The following is a 14,671-nucleotide window of genomic DNA, read 5'->3' on the forward strand; positions in this document are numbered from 1 at the left end:
CAAGTTATTCACCGCAAAGCACAGTTTTAACTTTTAACCTATGTCATATTTTAATAATACAAATAACAACATGGAGTAGATGTTTTGCAGGTAACTCAATTATTTAAAAGCGTGTCAGCCGTTGCTATGACCGCCATTCTAGCGAGCTGTAGTGTTAAACCTTTGCCACTTGATCCAAGCGTTGGTGATACTGGTCAGCCATTATCGGCAGTTGCACTAAAAAGCGATGTGCAATTTTACGACTTATCACTTGAAGTGTTTCCTGATGATAAACGCATTAAAGGGGTGTCGAAAACGCAGTTTAAAATGCTATCTGCAAGCCAATTTGTTGAACTAAAACTTGATAGCCGATTTTTAATCACTGCAATTACCTCAGACGATAAAACACTTAACTATACCCGCAATGCAGGTGTGCTAAACATTGATTTAGGTAAGCAATACCCTGCGGGCAGCACAGTAAATGTTGCTGTGGCCTATGAGGGCAACCCCCATATTGCTAAAAACGCGCCTTGGGATGGCGGGTTTGTATTTGCTGAAACAGAAAGCGGCGAGCCGTGGATAGCTACCGCAGTGCAGGGCGAAGGCTGTGATTTATTCTGGCCTTGTAAAGATCATTTTGCTGACAAAGCCGATAGCATGCGCATAAGGCTCACGGTACCAAATGGCTTAAGTGCAGTAACCAACGGGGTATTGCAAAGCGTAAAACCAGTCGGAGCAAACAAACAACAATTTGATTGGCTGCTATCTGTGCCTGCAAGCGACTATAACATTGCCCTGAACATAGGCCCGTATCAACGTATTGAGCGTAGTTATACTAGTATTAATGGCACTGAGGTTCCGATTGAATTTTGGGCACTTGCTAAACACACACAGCAAGCGTCGATGCTAATAGAGCAGGATTTGCGTTCTCAAGTCGCGTTTTTTGAGCGCTTTTTAGGGCCTTACCCATGGGGGAATGACAAACTGGGCTTTGTTGAAACACCGCATTTAGGTATGGAACATCAAACGATCAATGCTTATGGTAAAAAATATAAGCGTGATGCTGGCGGTTATGATTGGTTATTACAGCATGAGTTAGCTCATGAGTGGTTTGGTAATTTAATGACCCATGAAAAACTCAACGATGCATGGCTACACGAAGGCTTTGGCAGTTACATGCAGCCAAGTTATAGCTTGTATAAATTCGGTGAAGCGGCCTATAACCACAGCATGTATAAGTCGTATTTAGGGCTTAAAAACTGTAAAGTCATTGCTCTTGATGGCGATATAACCTCAGATCAAGCATTCAACCCAGATATTTATGGCAAAGGCAGTTGGACTTTACATACCTTACGCTGGTTAATTGGTGATGAGTTATTTTGGCAAGCCACCCGTGAGCTGCTTTATGGGGTGAACGACACCAAGCAATTAGCTTACCCAATTTCACCGCGATATCGAAATACCGATGAGTTTATTGCTATTGTTAACCGCTTAACGGCGAAAGATTATAGCTGGCTGTTTGATGTGTATTTAAAACAGGCTCAATTACCTGAACTTGATGTTATTCAATCAGCTAACAGCTTAACGCTGAAATGGAACAAAAACTCTTTGCAAGATAAGCCATTCCCTATGCCAGTTCCGGTGCAAATAAACGGTTCGTTGCAAACTTATTATGTTGAAAATGGCGAGATCAGCATTGCTTTAAAAGCGGGGGATCATGTGGTGATCGATCCAAACATGAAGGTGTTTAGGTATTTACCAATTATCGATAAATGTAAAACTGAGCAATAGCGAAGAAGCCCAGCATAAACGACTTTATACTGGGCTTATTACTCAACCTAAACAAAGTTCTAGGCTAAATCGGCTGCGCTTGGTAAAGACGCAAATGCACCATAACGGCTTACAGCAAAAGCGCCGGCTTTAGCTGCATAAGCAATGGTTTGTTCGATGTTAGCTGGGGTTTGACAAAACGCTTTAAAGCTTTGTTTGTTTTCACAGTGCTGACCAATCTTTGACAGCATGCCGCCAATAAACGCATCACCTGCGGCGGTGGTATCAACCACTTTTGTCGCTGGTGGGCTAACTTGGCCTTTAAAGTCTGCGTGATAAAAGCTGATTGCTTCGCCGCCATTGGTAACTAGCAAACAGGTTACACCGGCCTTTAAAATGGCATCAATAGTATGCTCAAGTGGCATTTCTTGATGGCTTTTTTGATTTAAAAACTCAAGCTCTTCAAATGAGAGTTTAACAATATCTGCCAGAGAAATAACATGCCACATTCTATCAAGCGTATGGCGCATACTTGGCCACAGGTTTTCGCGCAGATTCATATCAAAGCTACAGATTGCACCAGCTTTTTTCGCCTGCGTTAAACCATAAATTGTTGTTTGATAGATATTGTGCTCAGTCAAACTGTTGCTGCATACATGCATGATGGCGTGATTTGCAAACATTGCATGCTCAAAGTCGTCCACTCGATACAGTAAATCGGCAGCTGGTGGGCGATAAAAACTAAACGAGCGTTCGCCATTTTCATCGAGTGATACAAACGCCAGCGCAGTTTTCGCGGCATCGGTGAATGTACAGTAATCAGTGTTTACTGCATGCTGCTCAAGCTCTTGTTTAATAAAGTGACCGAACATATCATCGCCTAGCATACCGCAAAAGCTGGTGTTTAGGCCTAGTTTTGCTGCTGCAACAGCCACATTGGCAGGTGCGCCACCTGCGTATTTGGTAAATGACTCTGGTTGTTTACCATCTGATAAAAAGTCGATTAATGCTTCGCCAAAACACACTAAACTCATTATGCATTCCTCAAGGTTAAGGTTCTTAATACTTCGTAGCAGGCACCCATAGTATGGTAGTCGGTTTTGCCTGCTGGCGATTTTTCGTCACTGTAGGGTTGGTTTTGTTCTGATAAAATGCGATACCACGCACCATATTGGTGATCTACCATATGTTGCCAACTGTATTGCCAAATTTTTTCGTACCATTGCCAATAGCTTTCGTCATTTGTGGCATCAGCGAGTAGGGCTGCTGCGGCTAATGATTCGGCCTGCACCCAAAAGTATTTATCGCTATCACAAATTTGTTTATCTGGTGCAAAGCCATAGAAAATGCCCCCATGTTGCTGATCCCATGCAATCCTAAGGGTTTTATCAAACAGGCTTTTAGCGCGCGTTACCAGCCAAGGTTCATCAATATGGCGGTTTAAAATCAGTAACAGTTTTGCCCACTCAGTTTGATGACCTGGTTGAAATCCCCAAGGTCTAAATAAATGCTGCGGGTCATCTTTGTTGTAATCTAAATCGAGTTGCCAATTTTTAGAATAGTGTTCCCAGACAAACTGTTGGCTCTGTGCAGCCAGTTTTACTGTGAAAGTTTCGGCAAGTTGTTTAGCACGTTTTAAATAACGGGTCTCGTTGGTTGCTTCAAAACACATCAGTAAGGCTTCGCATAAATGCATATTGGCATTTTGGCCGCGATAGTCATCTGCACAGCTAAAATCGGCATTTTGCTCATCTAAATAGGCATTATGCTGGGGTTCAAAGTAGTGCTGCTCTAATAAATCCCAAACTTGCGAAAGGGTATTTTTGCAGTCGTTTACCCCTGCTTTTAAGGCTACTGCGTTTGCAAGCATAACAAAGGCAAGCCCGTAGCAATGATTGGTGTCGTCTAACACGGTTACTTTGCCGTTATCATCTTGCTCAATAAGCCAAGCATAGCCACCAGATGCTTGTTTATGCGCATGTTCAAGGTGGGCTAAACCATGTTTAGTGAGGCTTAAATATTCTGGCTCTTTGAATTCGATATACGCCATTGCATAGTTAAAAACAAAGCGGGTACTCGAGACTAAATGGCGAGTATGTTTATCGTAAATCTCGCCATTATTTTTAAAAAACTGATAAAAGCCAGCTAAGCCATAGGCTGAATGATCAACACAATGGGGGTGATAAAAAGCAAGGGTATCTTGAATATGCTGCTTAAGAAAATTAGGGCTTTTAAAGTTAACTGTGGCCATGCGTTACTAATAAATCTGTGTACATCTTGCAACTATAGCAGGAAATAAAAAATTTGGAACGTTCCTAGTAAATCTTTGTGCTATTTTTACTTCAATGTGTAGAATCAAAGGTAACTTGTTAACGGAGTGAAAACCACGTGAGTGAAATAAATACAAACCAATCGTTTGTCGCCGATGGTTCGCAGCAAAATAAAAACTACCTGCTACCACTGACAGCAATGACAACCCTGTTCTTTTTATGGGGTTTTATTACAGTTTTAAATGACGTGTTGATCCCGCGCTTAAAAGGGGTATTCGATTTAACCTACACAGAAGCAATGCTGGTTCAGTTTTGTTTCTTTGGTGCTTACTTTATTGTGTCGCTACCAGCGGGTATGTTGGTTAAAAAAATGGGCTACAAAAATGGTGTACTAACAGGCTTAGTCGTAGCATCAATTGGCTGTATGTTATTTTACCCAGCGGTTGTAGTACACGAGTACTGGTTATTTTTAGGTGCGTTATTTGTTCTAGCGGCAGGTATTACCGTATTACAGGTATCTGCTAACCCGTATGTTGTGGCGTTAGGTCCTGAAAAAACGGCGTCGTCACGTTTAAATTTAGCTCAAGCACTTAACTCACTCGGTACCACAGTTGGTCCATATGTGGGTGGTATTTTATTCTTTGGTACAGCAGGCACGTTAGCTGCAAACGCGGCAACTGCTGAATCTGTCAAAGTGCCTTACCTTATGCTTGCAGCTGCACTACTGACCATTGCTGTAGTATTTGCCTTCTTTAAATTACCCGTGATTGCAGAGCACACAGAAGAGCAAGACTGCAAAGCGAAAGGCCACAGCCTAGCTGAAGCACCTCATTTAATGATGGGTGTTGTAGGTATCTTCTGTTACGTCGGTGCTGAGGTTTCAATTGGTAGCTTCTTAGTAAACTACTTTGGCGAAGCGCATATTGCTGGCCTTGAAGAGCATGCGGCGGCAAGTCTAATTGCTTATTATTGGGGCGGTGCAATGGTGGGTCGTTTCATTGGCTCTGCAGCATTGCAAAAGATTGCGCCTTCAAAAGCGTTATTCTTTAATGCCATGATGGTTATTGTATTGCTGTTAGTGACTATATTCACTGAAGGTGATGTGGCGCTTTATTCAGTACTTGCGATTGGTTTATTCAATTCAATCATGTTCCCGACTATTTTCTCTGTTGCTATTGAAGGCCTAGGTTCACTCACAAGTAAAGGTTCGGGTTGGTTATGTTTAGCAATCGTTGGTGGCGCCTTAGTACCATTAGTACAAGGTGTGGTAGCTGATACAGTAAACATTCAACAAAGCTTCTTTGTACCTGTGATTTGTTATGCATTTATCGCTTGGTATGGCTTAAACGTTGTACGTTTAGCAGATAGCTGGAAAAAACGCATCAACTAAAAATAACTATTAATAAAAACCCCGCACAGAGTTGCGGGGTTTTTTTGTGCCATTTTTTGCTTTAGCCAACAAAATTAGATGACAGAATGATTTAATGAATACGTATTCAGGGGTGATTAAAGCGGTAATTTATAGGAACATTCCAAAAAGTGTTTTGCTGCTTTTTATTAATGTGGCTTTAGAAGTTGAATGTGCTGCCGCTAATAAAGTAATTGATTTATAAAGAAAGCGTACTTTAATTATAAGTAACGATTTCCTAGTTTTAGCTTAATTTTATAAGACAAATGGCTTTAAATTTGTTAAATATAAAAGTGCTAACAACGAAAAAAATAACAAATAGGTTTGTCATGCAAAGCTCCAAAAGCACTTTGAAATTTACCACCAAGGTAACTGCGGCTGCATCACTGGTTTTAGTGATTGTGCTCGGATTATTTACCGTCAATAACTTCGTCTCTATGCGCAGCCAAACGCAGGAGCAGCTTTCGCTTGTTCTGCAAGAGATTTCTCAATCAGTATCGCAAAATATAGCTAACTGGTTAAACGCTAAATTAGCGATTGTTTCGTCTGTCGCAGACACCTATCAGCTAGGTGATAGTAAAGAGTTAACACTTAAACAACTAAACACAGCCGACAAAGCAGGTGATTTTAAAAATACCTATATTGGTATCACTGATGGCACTTTTGTATTGAATGATCAATCGGTTGTTTTACCACCTGATTACGATGCTACCAAACGTCCATGGTACAAACTTGTTGAAAATAAAAGCAGTACTGCGTTTACAGCCCCTTATATTGATGTAACTACCAATGAACTAACTATTTCTGCTGTTGCGCCAATGCAAGCAAACGGTGTGTTTAGTGGTGTTGCGGGTGCCGACATCGACATGAAAACGATTACCAAAATCGTCAACGAAATTGACTTTTTAGGGTTTGGTTATGGCTTTTTACTTGATAGCGAAGGGCATATTTTAAGCCACCCAGAAACGAAGTTTATCGATAAAAACATGCGTGACTTATTTGGCAAAGACTTATCGCTTCAATCTGAGTTCGTTGAAGTTCAAATTGATGACTCAGACAAATTAGTATCGTTTACCAAGGTTAAAGGTATTCAAAACGTTGATTGGTATTTAGGTGTAGTTATTAACGAAGAAATAGCTTATTCATCGGTTGCCTCATTTAGAAATATGGCAGCTATTTATATGCTGTTAGGTATTGTCGCGATTGTACTGATGATGCAGTTTTTACTTCGCTACTTAATGCGCCCAATGCAGCGCTTGAACGATGCAATTAAGGATATTGCACAAGGCGAGGGGGATTTAACCCGTCGTCTTGAAGTTGAAAATAATGACGAGTTTGGTGAGTTGAGCCATTACTTTAATGCGTTCATCGAGAAGATTCATACATCAATCGAGCAAGTTAAAAATACCACCGTTGAGCTTGAGCGCTTAGTTGAGAGTTTAGTTAATCAAACGCAAGGCACGCTCGACATTTATGCTGACCAAACAAAGCGTACAGATAACGTAGCAACTGCAATCAATGAACTGACATCGAGTGCGGTAGAAATCTCAAATAGTGCAAGTAATGCGTCAACCTTAGCAACCAGTGCTAACAGCCAATCATTACTAAGCCAATCTGCATTAGCTGATAATTTAACGGCAATTAATGCCTTGTCTCGTAATATGGAGCAGGCGCAAAAAACCATTAATAGTTTAGATGCACACACCGTAAGCATCGGCCAAGTGCTTGAAGTGATCAAAGGGGTTAGTGAGCAAACTAATTTACTAGCCCTTAATGCCGCAATCGAAGCTGCCCGTGCGGGTGAAGCGGGTCGAGGCTTTGCGGTTGTCGCCGACGAAGTACGCCAACTTGCGCATCGTACACAGCAATCAACGCAAGAAATCGAAGACACAATTTCTCAGTTACAACAAGGCTCTGCGTCTGCGGTTGAAGTAATGACTGCAAGTATTCGTGATAGCGAAAAGAGTGTTGAACAAGCACATGTAGCAGGCGATAAAATGGCTGAAGTAACTCGTGCCATTGAGTCAATTGATGAGGTGAACCACAGTGTTGCAAATGCCACGACTGAGCAAAACCAAGTCATTCAAAGTTTAGACAGTGACATACACTCAATTAGCGAGCTTTCTAATCAAGGCCAGAGCAATCTGAATAACACCTTAAACGAGTGTACAAAATTAAAAGCACAGTTTTATGAGCTCGAAAAATTAGTGCTCAAATTTAAAGTTTAGTTGTTAAGAGACTGCAATTTTGGATCAAAACTGGCTTAATGCCATTACTTTAAACAGTGTCGACACGGCGGATAAACAGCGCCGTGCCTTCACCTTATTTACCATGGCTTTTTTTGCCATTGTTTTAATCACTTCGTTGGTGTTATCTAACTATCAAATTTACGCTTTACCATTAACTATTATGTTGGTTGTGAGTGACGTAACCATCGTGCTGTGCATGCTGTATTACTTTCGCACAGGTGCTCTGGTGCCTGTTAGCTGCATTATTTTATCTATTATCTTATTGCTTTGTATGGCCTTAGTGTACACCGGCGGTAAAGAGAATACTGCTTTATATTGGCTAATGTTTTACCCCATTGTGGCTTATGTCACCTTAGGGTTAAAAGTGGGCAGTGTATTGGTTGGGATTATGTATGCTAGTGCAGTTGCACTGCTGTTTAGCCCTAATTTTGGTCAAGCACACTATGGGCAAGTTGAAACTTCACGCTTTTTAGCGTCCTTTAGTTTAGTAATTTTGTTCGCTGCGATTAGCGAATACTTTAGACAAAAAAGCCATCAAAAAATTGCTGGTATTACCTTAATAGAAAAACGCGATGCATTAACCGACCCACTTACTGGCCTTGCCAATCGTCGTTATATTTATGAACATATTCAACCCCGCCTTGAAGCTGAAGCGGCAAACTACTTACCTATGTCGGTATTATTGATTGATTTAGATAATTTTAAGTCACTCAACGATAGTTATGGCCATGATTTTGGTGATCAAGTACTTATTGCATTTACTTCTATGTTGCACGATAAACTGCGAGGAACCGATATAAAAGCACGCTATGGCGGCGAAGAGTTTATTATTTTGCTACCTAAAACAGGGCTAACAATTGCACACTCTGTAGCTGAAAAGTTGCGCGCTTTTGTTGCTCAAAAACAGATCCCCTATGATGTTGGGCAATCTATATCTATAACTTGCAGTATTGGTATTGCCAGCCTTGAAAGGGGAAGCCAATTTAGTAAAGCAATTAAGCATGCTGATGAAAACTTGTATAAGGCCAAAGCAAAAGGGCGCAATCTAGTTGTATCAGGTTTAAGTGAGGTTAATTAAATGGCAAAGCTAATTTATGTTTATGACCCAATGTGTAGTTGGTGCTGGGGCTTCAGAGAAACTTGGTTAAAGCTTCAAGCAGCCATTGGCGACAAACTTGCTATTGAATATAAAGTGGGTGGCCTTGCGCCTGATTCAGATGAGCCAATGCGAAAAGAAATGCAGCAGTTTTTACAGCAAACATGGCAGCGCATTGAGCAGCAACTTGGCACACCATTTAATCATGAGTTTTGGCATACCGCGCAACCGCGCCGTTCTACTTACCCAGCATGCCGTGCAGTGCTTGTCGCAAGGCAGCAAAATAAAGAGCAAGAGATGCTTTATGCCATTCAAAAAGCCTACTACCTAGATGCACAAAATCCATCTGACATCAGCACCCTTGCAAGCCTTGCTGAGCAAATAGGGTTAGAAAAAAACGCATTCCTTAAAGAAATAGAAAGTGAAAAAATAAATTCATTACTTATGGACGAAATAAACCAAGCGAGAAGCTTACCAATTCAAGGCTTTCCGTCTTTAGTACTTGAAAATAAAGGGCTATTTACTGCTGTTCCTGTTAATTATCAAGACTGGCAAAGTACTTATCAGCAAATAACATCTCATATTTAGTTCCCGAAACCCTGCAACTTTTGCCTTATCTTTACGCAATATAAACTAATTGTTACAGCTGTCATATTTTTGTATTTTTTGCGCAACATGCTTGTCATTTTTCATCGTTATCCTTTCGCACAATAAAACAACCCAACTAGCAAATTAAGCTAACTTAACGAGTAAAGGTGTATGCGATGAAAGGCGTTAAACCACTGATTTTAGCAGGTATTGTAGCGGCATCTGCAGCAGTACATGCAAACGATCTAGATAAAGTAATTGATAAAAGCAGCGAGATAAACAAATCTGCAGCGCAATCACAAACTAAAATCGACAAGATTGCAGATTCAATGCAAGGTCGTTTACAACAATTCAAAGCCCTTAATAAAGAAATTGACGGCTTAACTGTTTATAACGCGCAACTTACTAAGCAATTAAACAACCAAATTGCAGAAATGGACGCGTTAAACGAGTCAATGGATCAGGTATCGGTTATTGAGCGTCAAATCACGCCGTTAATGATGCGTATGATCACAGGTCTTGAGCAATTCGTTGCACTAGACGTGCCTTTCTTAACTGAAGAACGTAGCAACCGTATTGCATCATTAAAAGAAATGATGGACCGCGCAGACATTACTTCAAGTGAAAAATTCCGCCGCTTACTTGAAGCTTACCAAGTAGAAGTTGATTACGGTCGCACTATCGAAGCGTACACATCATTACTGAATGTAGATGGACAAGAGCGCGAAGTGGATTTCTTACGCATCGGTCGATTAGAACTTATTTATTTAACACGCGACGGCAAAAAAGCAGGTAGCTGGGATACACAAACAAAATCGTTTGTTGAATTACCAGATTCTGCAATCAGCCAAATCAACAAAGGTTTACGCATTGCACGTAAGCAACTTGCCCCAGATATGTTAACACTGCCAGTCCACGCTGCTGAATAAGAGGTTTGAGATGAAATTATTAACGAAAATGACAAAAATGGCCGTGTTTGCAGCTGGCCTTGGTTTTGCTGGTAGCAGCCTAGCAGCTGAGCCAATGGATTTAGACTCATTACTAAAAACATTAGAGCAAGGTAAAGCACAGCAAAGCGCTGAAAATAAACAACGTGAACAAGAGTTCATGGCGCGTCAAAACGAACAAGTACAAATGCTTAAAGATACACAAGCAAAACGTACTGCAATGCTTAACGAGTCTGAGCGTTTAGAGACTCAATTTGAAGAAAACGAAGTAAAGCTAGCTAACTTAACAGACACGCTTTCAAACCGCATGGGTTCACTTAAAGAGCTATTCGGTGTGTTACAACAAGTAGCGGGTGATTCAAGCAATAAATTCATGACGTCAGTTGTTTCTGCAGAGCTTCCTGGTCGTAGTAACTTCATGGATGAGCTGGCACAAAAAATGGGTTCAACGTCAAAGCTTGCTTCTATCGATGATATCGAAAAAGTATGGTTTGAATTACAACGCGAAATGACTGAGCAAGGTAAAGTATCTCGCTTTACAACAGATGTTATCGTTGAAGGTGGCAGCAAAGCACAAAAAGAAGTGGTGCGCGTTGGTGCATTTAACTTAATCGCTGATGGTAAATACCTAGAGTACACACCAGCTACAAATACAATCAGCCAGCTTACGCGTCAGCCTAGCAGCCGTTACACAGCAACTGCAGCTGATTTACAACAAGCAAACTCAGGTGTTGTACCGTTTGCACTTGACCCTACAGGTGGTTCAATCTTAGGTCTTTTAGTACAAGCACCAGATACTGAAGAGCAAGTTCACCAAGGTGGTACGGTTGGTTACATCATCTTAGGTGTTGGCTTAATCGCTTTACTAATCGCACTTGAGCGTTTTGTATCTCTAATGATTATGGGTAGCAAAATCCGTCGTCAACTTAAAGACACAGTGGCACGTGATGACAACCCACTTGGTCGCGTAATGAAAGTGAAAGACCAGTACCCAGATGTAGCGTACGACACGCTTGAGCTTAAATTAAGCGAAGCAATCATTCGTGAAATGCCAAAAATTACTCGTAACCTGACGCTAATTAAGATTATCTCTGTGGTAGCACCACTACTTGGTCTACTAGGTACGGTAACCGGTATGATTAACACCTTCCAAGCAATTACCTTGTTTGGTACAGGTGACCCTAAACTAATGGCGGGTGGTATTTCTCAGGCACTTGTAACAACGGTACTTGGTCTGGTTGTGGCTATCCCTACAGTATTCTTATACACACTTCTTAACACGCGCTCTAAAAACATGCTGTTGATTTTACAAGAGCAAAGCGCAGGTATCATCGCAGAGCGAAGCGAGAAAGGAGCATAAATCATGGTGCTATTGATTGATGCAATCAATGCTCTACGTGATTTCCTCGACACAGGTGGCCAAGTTCTCTTGGTCATCGGGGTCCTCATCTTCGCGATGTGGTTATTGATACTTGAGCGTTTTATGTATTTTTTTGGTGGCTTTAAACGCTACAAGAAAGACGTAAAAAGCACTTGGAGCAATAGAGCAGAGCGTAACAGCTGGAACGCAGAGCAAATTCGCCAAGCGATGATTTCACGCGCTGGCATGCAACTAAATAATAACCTTGCGCTAATCAACGTAATGGTTGCGTTATGTCCACTTTTAGGTCTGTTAGGTACCGTAACTGGCATGATCGAAGTATTTGATGTAATGGCAATCACAGGCACAGGCAGTGCACGTTCGATGGCATCAGGGGTGTCTAAAGCCACTATTCCAACAATGGCCGGCATGGTGGGTGCACTTTCAGGGGTTTTCGCATCAACGTTCTTACAACGTCGTGCAAAACGCGAAGTGCAATTACTTGAAGACAACATGGTCTTAGACCACTAAACGAATTTTAGGGTGATGTGAGCATCACCCACTAGGAGACTAACAATGAGAGCGCCACTAGGTAACCTATTTCAAGAAGACGACGCTGAAGAAATCAACATGACGCCAATGCTAGACGTTGTTTTCATCATGCTTATCTTCTTTATCGTAACAGCATCATTCGTAAAAGAAGCCGGTATTGATGTAAACCGCCCTGAAGCAGCAACAGCAGTGAAAAAAGAGCGTGCCAACATCTTAGTTGCTATTTCTGACAAAGGTGAAATTTGGATCAACAAACGCCAAGTAGATGTTCGTGCAGTTCAAGCAAATATCGAGCGCTTAAAAGCTGAAAACCCACAAGGTAGCGTGGTTATTCAAGCTGATAAGAAAGCCACAACCGATGTACTTATTAAAGTAATGGATGCATCGCGTGCTGCAGGCGCATTTGATGTGTCGATTGCTGCGCAAGAAGCATCATAAGGAATGTGAGCAATGCGTTATATAGTTGCATTAATCATCGCTGGTATCGTGACTGTTATGCTGTTTTTAGGCATGCAGGCACTGATCACCGGTGGTGAAGGGGCCATGTCTGAGCCCGTAAAAGGAAACGTACTTGATTTTGTTCGTCTGAAAAAAGAAGAGACAGTGCAAAAGAAAGAACGTAAACCGCAAAAGCCACCAACGCCAAAAGAGCCACCTCCACCAATGGAATCACCGCAAATGCAAAACAGTGATCCTAACGCGAGTAATGCCAACTTTGACTTTGGTGCCAGTGTTGAAGCCGACGTTAACTTAGCTGGCGGCTTAGCCCTTGAATCAAGCGATGGTGAATACCTACCGATTGTAAAAGTAGCGCCTGTTTACCCGCGCCGAGCTTTATCGCGTGGTATCGAAGGCTATGTGATTGTTGAGTTTACAGTAACCAAGCAAGGCACAGTTCGTGACCCGAAAGTGATTAAAGCTGAACCAGAGTCACTGTTTGACCGCGCTGCGATGGATGCAGCACTTAAATTTAAATATAAACCGCGCGTTGTTAACGGTGAAGCTGTTGAAGTAGCGGGCGTACAGAACAAAATTTCTTTCCAAATTAACGGTTAGAAAAGAGGAATGCGATTATGAAACCTTTAAAAGTTGCCGTGATTTGCGCGGCTGCTTTCACAAGCAGCCTTGTAGTCCCAAGCGTTGTTAGCATGTTACCAGGTGTGACACTTGCAACAGCTTACGCTGAGGAGCAAAAAACCAAACGAGTACCTGCACTGCGTGAAAAAGTGTATAGCCAATTAGCACGAGCACAAAAGCTGGCTGATGATGGTGATGCAAAAGCAGGGCTAGAAGCACTCGATAGTATTCAAGAGCGCTCTTCAAGCATGAACTCGTATGAAATTGCCATGATGCATAATTTCTACGGTTTTATTTACTACAACGAAAACGACTTAGATAAAGCAATTGCCTCGTTTGAAAAAGTAGTAAACGAAGATGCGATTCCAGAAACATTACGTGTAAGCACCACCTTTAGCTTAGCGCAACTTGCCATGGCTAATAGCGATTACGAAAAGGTAATCAAATATTTAGCACAGTGGGATGTGATTAACGACAAGCCTAAAACAGATGCTTATTACGTATTAAAGTCACAAGCATATTATCAGCTTAAAGATTACCAAAAAGGCATTGAGAACATTAACCTTGCTATCGCAGAAGCCGACAGCAAAGGTGAAATGCCAAAAGAAAACTGGTTAATCTTACAGCGTGCTATGTACTACTCACTTAACCAGTCTGACAAAGTGGTCGAGGTACTTGAGCGTTTAGTTAAGCTTTACAACAAGCCTGAGTACTGGGTTCAGTTAGGTGGCATGTACGGTGAAACGGGCGCAGAGAAAAAGCAATTAGCGATTTTAGAAGCGGCATATCAACAAGGTTTCATGAAATCTAAATCAGATTTACGTCAATTATCGCAAGTTTATTTATACAACGGCCTGGCTTTTAAAGCGGCGAACGTGATGAGTAAAGCTATGCAAGACGGTGTCGCTGAAAAATCAGCGAAAAACTATGCCTTTGTTGCAGAAGCAATGGTACAAGCAAAAGAGGGTGAAAAGTCACTTGCTTATTTTGCAAAAGCCGCTGATTTAGTAACGCATGGTCAGTACGAACAACGTATTGCAGAGGTAAGTATTAATCTTGAAAAATACGAAGAAGCAGCGGATGCAGCACGTAAAGCCCTAGATAAAGGCGGCTTAGAGTTTGAATCAAATGTGTATGTTGCCTTAGGTATGGCGCAGTACAATTTACAAAACTTTGATGCCTCGATTTTAGCGTTTGAGCAAGCGGAAAAACACAAAAAGTCGCAGCGTTTAGCTGAGCAATGGATCAAGTATGTGAAGCGTGAAAAAGTGCACGCCGAAACATTACGTACCGCTTTACTCTAAATCGTATTCAACAGGTAAGCGTACAAAAGAACTAATTTATAATCGCAACACCAAAGCTGCCTTCGGGCGGC

13 protein-coding genes are annotated in these 14,671 nt (G+C 41.6%); 11 read left to right on the plus strand and 2 right to left on the minus strand.

Features of this window, described 5'->3' with window-relative positions; genetic code table 11:
* The first annotated feature begins 84 nt into the window (after positions 1-84).
* Positions 85-1,770: a M1 family metallopeptidase gene (locus NO991_RS02770; RefSeq protein WP_371351658.1), complete on the plus strand. Its 1,686-nt coding sequence runs from the start codon at positions 85-87 to the stop codon at positions 1,768-1,770.
* A 59-nt stretch (positions 1,771-1,829) separates the two neighbouring features.
* Here NO991_RS02770 and NO991_RS02775 read toward each other — a convergent pair whose 3' ends face one another.
* A complete protein-coding gene (locus NO991_RS02775; RefSeq protein WP_300360477.1) occupies positions 1,830-2,783 on the minus strand; it encodes a carbohydrate kinase in 954 nt (317 codons plus the stop codon).
* Positions 2,783-4,000: an AGE family epimerase/isomerase gene (locus NO991_RS02780; RefSeq protein WP_371351659.1), complete on the minus strand. Its 1,218-nt coding sequence runs from the start codon at positions 3,998-4,000 to the stop codon at positions 2,783-2,785. The genes NO991_RS02775 and NO991_RS02780 overlap by 1 nt, the downstream gene beginning before the upstream one ends.
* 137 nt (positions 4,001-4,137) lie before the next feature.
* On the opposite strand from NO991_RS02780, the gene NO991_RS02785 reads away from it, so the two are divergent.
* From NO991_RS02785 to NO991_RS02830, 10 genes are all read left to right on the plus strand, one after another.
* Positions 4,138-5,409, plus strand: a complete 1,272-nt coding sequence (locus tag NO991_RS02785; RefSeq protein WP_166340869.1) for a sugar MFS transporter — start codon at positions 4,138-4,140, stop codon at positions 5,407-5,409.
* A gap of 347 nt (positions 5,410-5,756) precedes the next feature.
* On the plus strand, positions 5,757-7,655 hold the full coding sequence (locus NO991_RS02790) for a methyl-accepting chemotaxis protein (RefSeq protein WP_371351660.1): 1,899 nt from the start codon (positions 5,757-5,759) through the stop codon (positions 7,653-7,655).
* Between the two features lie 19 nt (positions 7,656-7,674).
* Positions 7,675-8,754, plus strand: a complete 1,080-nt coding sequence (locus tag NO991_RS02795; protein ID WP_228482467.1) for a diguanylate cyclase — start codon at positions 7,675-7,677, stop codon at positions 8,752-8,754.
* Positions 8,755-9,360: a DsbA family protein gene (locus tag NO991_RS02800; RefSeq protein ID WP_194441053.1), complete on the plus strand. Its 606-nt coding sequence runs from the start codon at positions 8,755-8,757 to the stop codon at positions 9,358-9,360.
* A 176-nt stretch (positions 9,361-9,536) separates the two neighbouring features.
* Positions 9,537-10,289, plus strand: coding sequence for a DUF3450 domain-containing protein (locus NO991_RS02805; RefSeq protein ID WP_138616705.1), 753 nt, complete (start codon positions 9,537-9,539; stop codon positions 10,287-10,289).
* Positions 10,290-10,299: 10 nt separating this feature from the next.
* A complete protein-coding gene (locus NO991_RS02810; RefSeq protein WP_054552069.1) occupies positions 10,300-11,667 on the plus strand; it encodes a MotA/TolQ/ExbB proton channel family protein in 1,368 nt (455 codons plus the stop codon).
* A gap of 3 nt (positions 11,668-11,670) precedes the next feature.
* Complete coding sequence (locus NO991_RS02815) at positions 11,671-12,198, plus strand: MotA/TolQ/ExbB proton channel family protein (protein WP_054552070.1); 528 nt, start codon at positions 11,671-11,673, stop codon at positions 12,196-12,198.
* 45 nt (positions 12,199-12,243) lie between these two features.
* The gene (locus NO991_RS02820) at positions 12,244-12,657 is read left to right on the plus strand and encodes a biopolymer transporter ExbD (RefSeq protein ID WP_036971869.1); all 414 of its coding nucleotides are present in this window, start codon (positions 12,244-12,246) and stop codon (positions 12,655-12,657) included.
* Between the two features lie 12 nt (positions 12,658-12,669).
* On the plus strand, positions 12,670-13,275 hold the full coding sequence (locus tag NO991_RS02825) for an energy transducer TonB (protein ID WP_054552071.1): 606 nt from the start codon (positions 12,670-12,672) through the stop codon (positions 13,273-13,275).
* A 17-nt stretch (positions 13,276-13,292) separates the two neighbouring features.
* Complete coding sequence (locus NO991_RS02830; RefSeq protein ID WP_199528363.1) at positions 13,293-14,600, plus strand: lipopolysaccharide assembly protein LapB; 1,308 nt, start codon at positions 13,293-13,295, stop codon at positions 14,598-14,600.
* Positions 14,601-14,671 lie beyond the last annotated feature (71 nt).

Source organism: Pseudoalteromonas sp. DY56-GL22, assembly GCF_041414715.1.
Lineage (GTDB): Bacteria > Pseudomonadota > Gammaproteobacteria > Enterobacterales > Alteromonadaceae > Pseudoalteromonas > Pseudoalteromonas simplex.

Excerpts from the sequence above, each read along its gene's own strand:
- NO991_RS02775 (WP_300360477.1), bottom strand. The coding sequence starts at position 2,783 with ATGAGTTTAGTGTGTTTTGGCGAAGCATTAATCGACTTTTTATCAGAT.
- NO991_RS02780 (WP_371351659.1), bottom strand. The coding sequence starts at position 4,000 with ATGGCCACAGTTAACTTTAAAAGCCCTAATTTTCTTAAGCAGCATATT.
- NO991_RS02790 (WP_371351660.1), top strand. The coding sequence starts at position 5,757 with ATGCAAAGCTCCAAAAGCACTTTGAAATTTACCACCAAGGTAACTGCG.
- NO991_RS02800 (WP_194441053.1), top strand. The coding sequence starts at position 8,755 with ATGGCAAAGCTAATTTATGTTTATGACCCAATGTGTAGTTGGTGCTGG.
- NO991_RS02805 (WP_138616705.1), top strand. The coding sequence starts at position 9,537 with ATGAAAGGCGTTAAACCACTGATTTTAGCAGGTATTGTAGCGGCATCT.
- NO991_RS02810 (WP_054552069.1), top strand. The coding sequence starts at position 10,300 with ATGAAATTATTAACGAAAATGACAAAAATGGCCGTGTTTGCAGCTGGC.
- NO991_RS02815 (WP_054552070.1), top strand. The coding sequence starts at position 11,671 with ATGGTGCTATTGATTGATGCAATCAATGCTCTACGTGATTTCCTCGAC.
- NO991_RS02820 (WP_036971869.1), top strand. The coding sequence starts at position 12,244 with ATGAGAGCGCCACTAGGTAACCTATTTCAAGAAGACGACGCTGAAGAA.
- NO991_RS02825 (WP_054552071.1), top strand. The coding sequence starts at position 12,670 with ATGCGTTATATAGTTGCATTAATCATCGCTGGTATCGTGACTGTTATG.
- NO991_RS02830 (WP_199528363.1), top strand. The coding sequence starts at position 13,293 with ATGAAACCTTTAAAAGTTGCCGTGATTTGCGCGGCTGCTTTCACAAGC.